Here is a 6,780-nt window from a genome sequence, read left to right as displayed (position 1 = left end):
CGATCAAACTCTCTTGGTCTGCCAGCCATAATGACCCTTTATCAAATTGAGTACCTCTTTTTATTATTATTCGAAAAAAATATTTTCACAAATAAATCAATGAGATTTATTCAAAATACTCTCGTTTTGTTTTGATTTTCAAATAAAAAGTTGTTTTTATCAAAAATTAAGCCTATTGTTTGTCGATCGACAACTAATTAGGTTTTATTATGAAAACCATCAAAGGTCCAAGTATTCATCTTGCTCAATTTAGCGATGATGTTTTCCCTTTTAACCGTCTAGAGGACATTGCTGCTTGGGTAGCAAACCAAGGCTTTGAAGCGGTACAACTTCCTGCTTGGGATAAGCGTTTATTCGATGTCAATTTGGCAGCAGAAAGCCAAGATTATTGTGATGAAATATTAGGTACTTTAAGCAATCATGGCTTAAAAATTAGTGAGTTAACGACTCATATTTTTGGGCAGTTAATGGCTGTGCATCCTGCTTATGACTCAATGTGCGATAACTTTGCCCCATCTCATTTGCATGGTAATTCAGTAGCTAGAACCGAGTGGGCAAAACAACAAATGTTCGCTTCAATTCAGGCATCTGCCCGCTTAGGTCTTAAAGATATGGGGACATTTTCAGGCTCGCTAGCATGGCCTTATGTATTTCCATTTCCTCAAAGACCATCAGGGCTTATTGAAACGGCGTTTGATGAATTAGCACGTCGTTGGCTTCCGATTTTGAATGCTTGTGATGAACAAGACGTCAACCTTTGCTACGAAATTCACCCCGGTGAAGATTTGCATGATGGCATTACATTTGAAATGTTTTTAGAGCGGACTCACAACCATCCACGTTGCCATATTCTTTTTGACCCAAGCCATTTTGTTTTGCAACAACTGAACTATGTGGAATATCTCGATATCTATAAAGATTTCATTCGCATGTTTCATGTTAAAGACGCCGAATTTAATCCAACAGGCCGCCAAGGAATGTATAGCGGCTATCAAAGCTGGGGAAATCGAGCGGGTCGATTCCGTTCTACGGGTGATGGTCAAGTTGACTTTAAAGCGATTTTTTCAAAGTTAGCACATTACGACTACGAAGGCTGGGCCACATTAGAGTGGGAATGCTGTCTCAAAAATAAGGACGATGGCGCACGCGAAGGTGCCGAGTTCATTAAGCAAAATATTATTCATGTCACCGATAAAGTGTTTGATGACTTTGCGGCTGCCCCTGTGAATCAGACTCAAATTAATCAGTTATTGGGTATTTAAGGAACAGTAAGAGAACTCAACATGAAAACTCACCAATCCAATGAAAACTTACATAGCGAATTCCAACATCATTACATTCACATTGAGAGCAAAAAATTACACTACGTCACCTTAGGGGAAGGTCCAGTTGTATTACTGATTCCGGGCTGGCCGCAAACATGGTATGCGTGGCACAAAGTCATGATTGAACTGGCAAAACAGGGTTATCAAGCCATCGCTGTTGATTTACCCGGAACAGGAAATTCAGCTCCACTGGATGGAAGTTACGATACGGGGCGTATTGCTAAAATTTTATCAATGCTCATGACTCAACTTGAATATCCAACTTATTCGGTTGTTGGCCACGACATTGGTATGTGGATTGCCTATGCACTTGCATCTGATTTTCCTGAATCAGTGACTCGTCTTGCGGTCACAGAGGCTGTGATTCCCGGTTTAGCACCCGCACCTCCTATTTTTGTTGAACCAAGTGAAAATATTTTTCTTTGGCATTTCATGTTTAACCAGACCCTAGACTTACCCGAAGCATTAATCGCGGGCCGTGAAGATACTTATTTAAATTATATGTTTGATAAATGGTCATGGCACAAAGACAAAGTGGCAACTGAAACTTATATCGAAGCCTATAAAATTCCGGGTCGTTTAACGGCGGGTTTTAATTATTACCGCTCTATTCCAGAGACCATACGTCAAAATAAAATCAGAGAAACTAAAAGTTTAGACATGCCAGTTTTAGCCATAGGCGCTGAACATGCTACGGATAATGCACCTTATGAAACCATGAAAAAGGTTTCACCACATTTAACCAGTGCGATTGTAAAAGACTGCGGTCATTTCATTATGGAAGAACAGTCAGAAATATTTAGCTCACTCATTTTAGATTTCTTGCAGCAGGAAAAAAACGATGCCTCTACTTGCTGAAATTGAAAGCTGGCTTAAGTCCAGACCTACCACGCAGGCTGTAAATTCGTTACAAGAACTTAGGAAGCAAGTAAATAAAGACATTATTGATCAGCAAGGTATTCAACAAGATGGAAGCTATCAACAAAGTTTTTATGTTGCTGTGTCAGATGGTACGGAAATTGAAGTGCGTGTTTATGTTCCCTCTTCACTCGAAAATGCTGAGCAACGGCCTGCTTTAGTTTTTGCACATGGTGGAGGTTGGTGTCTGGGAAGTTTAGACGCATGGAATCGTTCATGTCGGTTATTAGCAGAATCAACTCAACAGGTTGTATTTTCTGTGGACTATCGTTTGGCGCCAGAGTTTAAGTTCCCTACACCCTTAAATGATTTTTTTACAGCATTCCGCTATATCCATGGCAATGCTTCACTATTGGGAATTGATCAAAATCGCGTGGCTGTAGGTGGAGATAGTGCTGGCGCAAATATAGCTGCCGCCGCATGCCTAATGGCAAAACAACACCCAGAAATTAAGGTGAGCCATCAACTTCTTTTCTACCCAGCTTTAGACGCCACGATGAGTAGTAATTCTTATCGCCAATACGCAGAAGGTTATGGTTTAGAGGCATCCACAATGGTTTATTGTTGGAATCAATATGTGCAGGATGAAAATGAGAAACAGAATGAGCTTGTAAGTCCGTTACTCGCTCAATCTTTGGATGGACTGCCAGATGCAACCATTTTTGTTTGTGAATATGACCCTGTTCGGGATGATGGTGAAAGATATGCTCAAAAACTGTGGGATGCAGGTATTCAAGTAAACTTTCATTTGTTAGAAGGAATGATTCACGGCGCGATTCACATGCTGGCAATTAGTCCTGAAAAGGTAAAATCTATCTATAGTAAAATTCACATATAGATAGATTTATTTCCATCATTTAAGCATTTCGGTTAGTCGGGCCACTCTTTAAAATTGTTTAATTAAACTTTTGGAGTGGCTCAGCTTACTTTTAAGTATGGATGATAGTTACTGTGAGTTCTTATTAAAATTACTCTTTTGCCTATTTTTTGAAATGGGCAATCTGTTTTAAGAAGTCATTTAACGGCATCGGACATCCCCATAAATAACCTTGAAATTCAGTGCATCCATTATTTTTAAAAGCACTAAATTGTTCAGCCGTTTCGATGCCTTCTACTAACACTCGAAGGTTCAAATCTAGTCCAATTTTAATAATGCCAGTTACGAGTTTATTGCTACGTTTATCATCCAACGCTGCCTGCACAAAGCTACGATCAATTTTGATTTGGCTAATGGGCATTTTTTGTAAATAGCTTAAAGATGAATAACCTGTACCAAAATCATCAAGGGAAAGCTGAATTCCATTTTTTGACAGGAAATGCATTTTCTCGATCAAGCTTACACAATTATTTAAAGCAATATTTTCAGTGATTTCTAAAATGAGCCGCGACGGATTTATCTGATATTTTTGAACCATTCCAATCACGGTTTGCTCAAAGGTAGCTTGCATAAAATGATCAGCACTAATGTTGATGGAAAGCGTAAGATCTTGGGTCTCGGCTTTTTTGCTCCACTCTTGTAAAACTTTGCAGCCTTGAGCTAACACCCACTCCCCAATCTCTGGCATTAATCCAAACGTTTCAGCAGCTGGAATGAAATCTTTTGTAGGAACATAACCTAAAGTAGGATGTTGCCATCTTAATAAAGCTTCTGCGCCAATCAGCGTTTCAGATGAATTAATTTGTGGCTGATAAAAAAGCTCAAATTGTTGTTTGGCAAGAGCCAAGCGTAAGTCTTTCACCATGCTGTTTTCTATTTGTATCTCTAATTGCATGGTATAAATTGAAATACAGATCATTAATGTGGCAACACACGTTGCAATCCATCCGCCATGATCGCGAATATCTTCAGATAGCGGTATAGCACTCTCAAGATTAAAAGAGGTTCCACTAAAAAATATAAAACACCCAATCGACAATAAAATTAAAATGAATTGTAAATAGCTGGGGTCTCTGCGGTAATTCAAATACCCCAATATCGCTCCGGCAGGTAAAAATAAATGAGCTACCTGCGGACGATCAACGGTAGCTATATCAAAAAATAGGCAAAACACCACTGGAAAAACCAGCAGTACGACTTGTGAAAGAAGAATACCCGCTGAAATTCGATTTATATAAATAAGAAAAAGGCTAAATATGGAGATCAATGTAAAAAAGATATCCATGTAAACAATCAACCACATTTGTGCAAATGCAAAATATATGGTCCAGAATAAGCAAAAAATGATGCAAATAAAGATATTTGCTTTGGCTGCAATTGTAAGCTGCTGGTCCTTTACGCTGCGGTAATTTTTCTTGTGTTTTTTAAAATAAGACGAAGCGAACATAAATAAATCAACCGTAAAATATTTCTTCATAGACCCCCATCTGGATCATTGATACCCCACTTCAAGATTCACCAATAAAACAAAATGTTTTATTCCTTGTTATTTATACGACTCATCTTGAGACTGTTGTTGTTTTATCGTGGTGGTATAGTTTGGTTGTTTAATTGAACGATGTTGCTTATCAAACTCCTTATAATTTTAAAGGATCATCCCCTAACGATACATGTGTCTGCGACTAAGGTACAGGCCCTAAATAGCGAAAAATTAGAGCATAAGAATTTTTAGAATATAGAACTCTATTTATTGATATTAATAATAATTATCATTACTATTTAAGAATAATTTAACTGTGTGTTTAATTGCGCTACTCATTGCCAATTTGTGGACTCCGCCCCTATGAACTTCAATGTAGAGAAACAGGTATGGTTTAGCCAAATTTACCGTTCTCAGCAAACTACGCTTTTATCATGGTTTAAACACAAACTTCAGCACCATCATCAATCTGAAGACCTGAGTCAGGAAGTGTTTTATCGTGCTTTAAAAAGCGAATATTGTTTTCAAAAAATTAAGGAACCACAGGCATGGCTTATGGGGATCGCCAAACATGTCATTATTGACCATTGGCGCCGTCAGCATATTGAAAACCTCTATCTAGATGCCCTACAGCATCTTCCAGAACAATATTATCCCTCTGCTGAACATGAAGTTTATATTCAAGAAACCCTATATCAAGTTCATTTAATATTAGAAAAACTACCCACCCGCACGGCTCAGGTCTTTTTGATGTCTCAACTAGACGGCATGACTTATCGAGAAATTAGTGAAAAAATGAATATTTCTGAATCCACTGTGAAAAGAGATATGAAACAAGCTTTTTTGGCTTGTATAGACCTCTATAATTAACCCCTTTCAACGCACTCAAATTTCTACTGTATGTCAGCTATTAATAAAATTCCTCCTCATGTTTTAGATGCAGCCGCAGACTGGTTGGTACTCCTACATTCGGGTGAAATGACAGCATTACAGCAGCAACAATTTGAGCAGTGGAAAGCCGAAAAAAAAGAACACCAACTAGCACTTCAGCAAATGGAAAAATTCAGCCACGGTTTATCAAACCTTGCAGGTAACTTCCCTTCCGAAGCTTTAGTTCAGTCTAATCAAAAATTTAATCTTGCTGCAAAACGCAATATGCTGTTAAGCCTTTCAGGTTTAATGATCATTGGCTTGTCTGCTTATTTTATACCTTGGGAAAAATGGCAGTCGGACTACCACACCAAAGTGGGTGAAATTAGAAAAGTATCGTTAAAAGATGGTTCTCAACTGATTATGGCCAGTGATTGCTATGTCGATGTAAATTTCACGAAAGAGAAACGTCAGATAAAACTGATTGATGGGGAAATTTATGTTGAAACGGCAAAGGATGCTCAACATCGGCCATTTATTGTCGAAACCAAGAATGGTTCAGTAGAAGCCTTAGGTACTCAATTTACGGTTCGTCAAGAAAATAGCGAACAAACCAAAGTTAAAGTCTATAAACATGCGGTAGCCATTGAACCAGAGAACGCTTCTAAACGCCAAATATTAAAACAAGGTCAACGTGCTTTTTTTGATGAAAAATATATATCAAAAGCTCTTCCTCTCGATAACGATCAGCCCTATTGGACCCAACAACTTTTGGTTGTAGATCAATGGCCACTTCAAAAAGTGCTGGATGAGCTATTCCGTTATAAAAAAGGAACTTACCATCTCGATCCTGAATTAAAAAATATAAAAATTTCTGGCGTATTTTCTCTAAAGAACCCTGAGCAAAGCTTAGAAACTTTGGCCTATAGTCATCAACTTGAACTGAACTATTACAGCCAATATTTGTTAAATATTAAAAAAAGATAAAAAAATGTGACCCTTTTTTTGATCTGGTTCGACTTATAGAGAAATACACTCCCTGTCGAGAAGACCACATGAAGGATTATCAAGCAAAAAGTAAATTGGCTTTGGCTATACGTGCAGTGCTATGGAGTACGCCATTAGTGGTCACGGCGCTTACCTCAACGTCTATTTATGCTGCGCAAACTTACAGTATTTCAATTCGCCAGAGCACGCTTGATCAGGCCATTAAACAACTGGCGATTCAAACAAGCACAACCATTAGCTACGATAATGCCAGTCTTTCAAAAACAAAAAGCAAAGCGCTTCAAGGGAATTACGCTGTTGAA

General features: G+C 38.2%; 5 protein-coding genes and 2 pseudogenes. 6 read left to right on the top strand and 1 reads right to left on the bottom strand.

Going from position 1 to position 6,780, the window contains the following annotated elements; genetic code table 11:
- The first annotated feature begins 209 nt into the window (after nt 1-209).
- The 3 genes from UC75_RS00275 to UC75_RS00265 are packed head-to-tail and all read left to right on the top strand — an operon-like array spanning nt 210 to nt 3,081.
- On the top strand, nt 210-1,262 hold the full coding sequence (locus UC75_RS00275) for a sugar phosphate isomerase/epimerase family protein (protein ID WP_049836303.1): 1,053 nt from the start codon (nt 210-212) through the stop codon (nt 1,260-1,262).
- A gap of 21 nt (nt 1,263-1,283) precedes the next feature.
- On the top strand, nt 1,284-2,183 hold the full coding sequence (locus UC75_RS00270; protein ID WP_049836302.1) for an alpha/beta fold hydrolase: 900 nt from the start codon (nt 1,284-1,286) through the stop codon (nt 2,181-2,183).
- Complete coding sequence (locus tag UC75_RS00265; protein WP_049836301.1) at nt 2,167-3,081, top strand: alpha/beta hydrolase; 915 nt, start codon at nt 2,167-2,169, stop codon at nt 3,079-3,081. Before UC75_RS00270 ends, UC75_RS00265 begins: the two co-directional genes overlap by 17 nt.
- 142 nt (nt 3,082-3,223) lie before the next feature.
- Here the strand turns inward: UC75_RS00265 and UC75_RS00260 are convergent, their stop codons facing one another.
- The gene (locus tag UC75_RS00260; RefSeq protein WP_049836300.1) at nt 3,224-4,597 is read right to left on the bottom strand and encodes a putative bifunctional diguanylate cyclase/phosphodiesterase; all 1,374 of its coding nucleotides are present in this window, start codon (nt 4,595-4,597) and stop codon (nt 3,224-3,226) included.
- Nucleotides 4,598-4,963: 366 nt separating this feature from the next.
- Between UC75_RS00260 and UC75_RS00255 the strand changes: the two genes are divergently transcribed.
- The 3 genes and pseudogenes from UC75_RS00255 to UC75_RS19385 form a co-directional block, all read left to right on the top strand.
- Nucleotides 4,964-5,470 carry a sigma-70 family RNA polymerase sigma factor gene (locus UC75_RS00255; protein WP_049836299.1) on the top strand — a complete coding sequence of 169 codons (507 nt, stop codon included), beginning with the start codon at nt 4,964-4,966 and terminating at the stop codon, nt 5,468-5,470.
- Between the two features lie 30 nt (nt 5,471-5,500).
- Nucleotides 5,501-6,467: pseudogene (locus tag UC75_RS00250) on the top strand (FecR domain-containing protein).
- A 58-nt stretch (nt 6,468-6,525) separates the two neighbouring features.
- Nucleotides 6,526-6,780, top strand: a pseudogene (locus UC75_RS19385) (TonB-dependent siderophore receptor); the annotation flags it as partial.

The sequence above is a fragment of the Acinetobacter sp. V2 genome (assembly GCF_001188385.1).
GTDB lineage: Bacteria > Pseudomonadota > Gammaproteobacteria > Pseudomonadales > Moraxellaceae > Acinetobacter > Acinetobacter oleivorans.
This window is presented reverse-complemented; position numbering and strand designations above follow the sequence as displayed.

Excerpts from the sequence above, each read along its gene's own strand:
- UC75_RS00275 (WP_049836303.1), top strand. The coding sequence starts at position 210 with ATGAAAACCATCAAAGGTCCAAGTATTCATCTTGCTCAATTTAGCGAT.
- UC75_RS00270 (WP_049836302.1), top strand. The coding sequence starts at position 1,284 with ATGAAAACTCACCAATCCAATGAAAACTTACATAGCGAATTCCAACAT.
- UC75_RS00265 (WP_049836301.1), top strand. The coding sequence starts at position 2,167 with ATGCCTCTACTTGCTGAAATTGAAAGCTGGCTTAAGTCCAGACCTACC.
- UC75_RS00260 (WP_049836300.1), bottom strand. The coding sequence starts at position 4,597 with ATGAAGAAATATTTTACGGTTGATTTATTTATGTTCGCTTCGTCTTAT.
- UC75_RS00255 (WP_049836299.1), top strand. The coding sequence starts at position 4,964 with ATGAACTTCAATGTAGAGAAACAGGTATGGTTTAGCCAAATTTACCGT.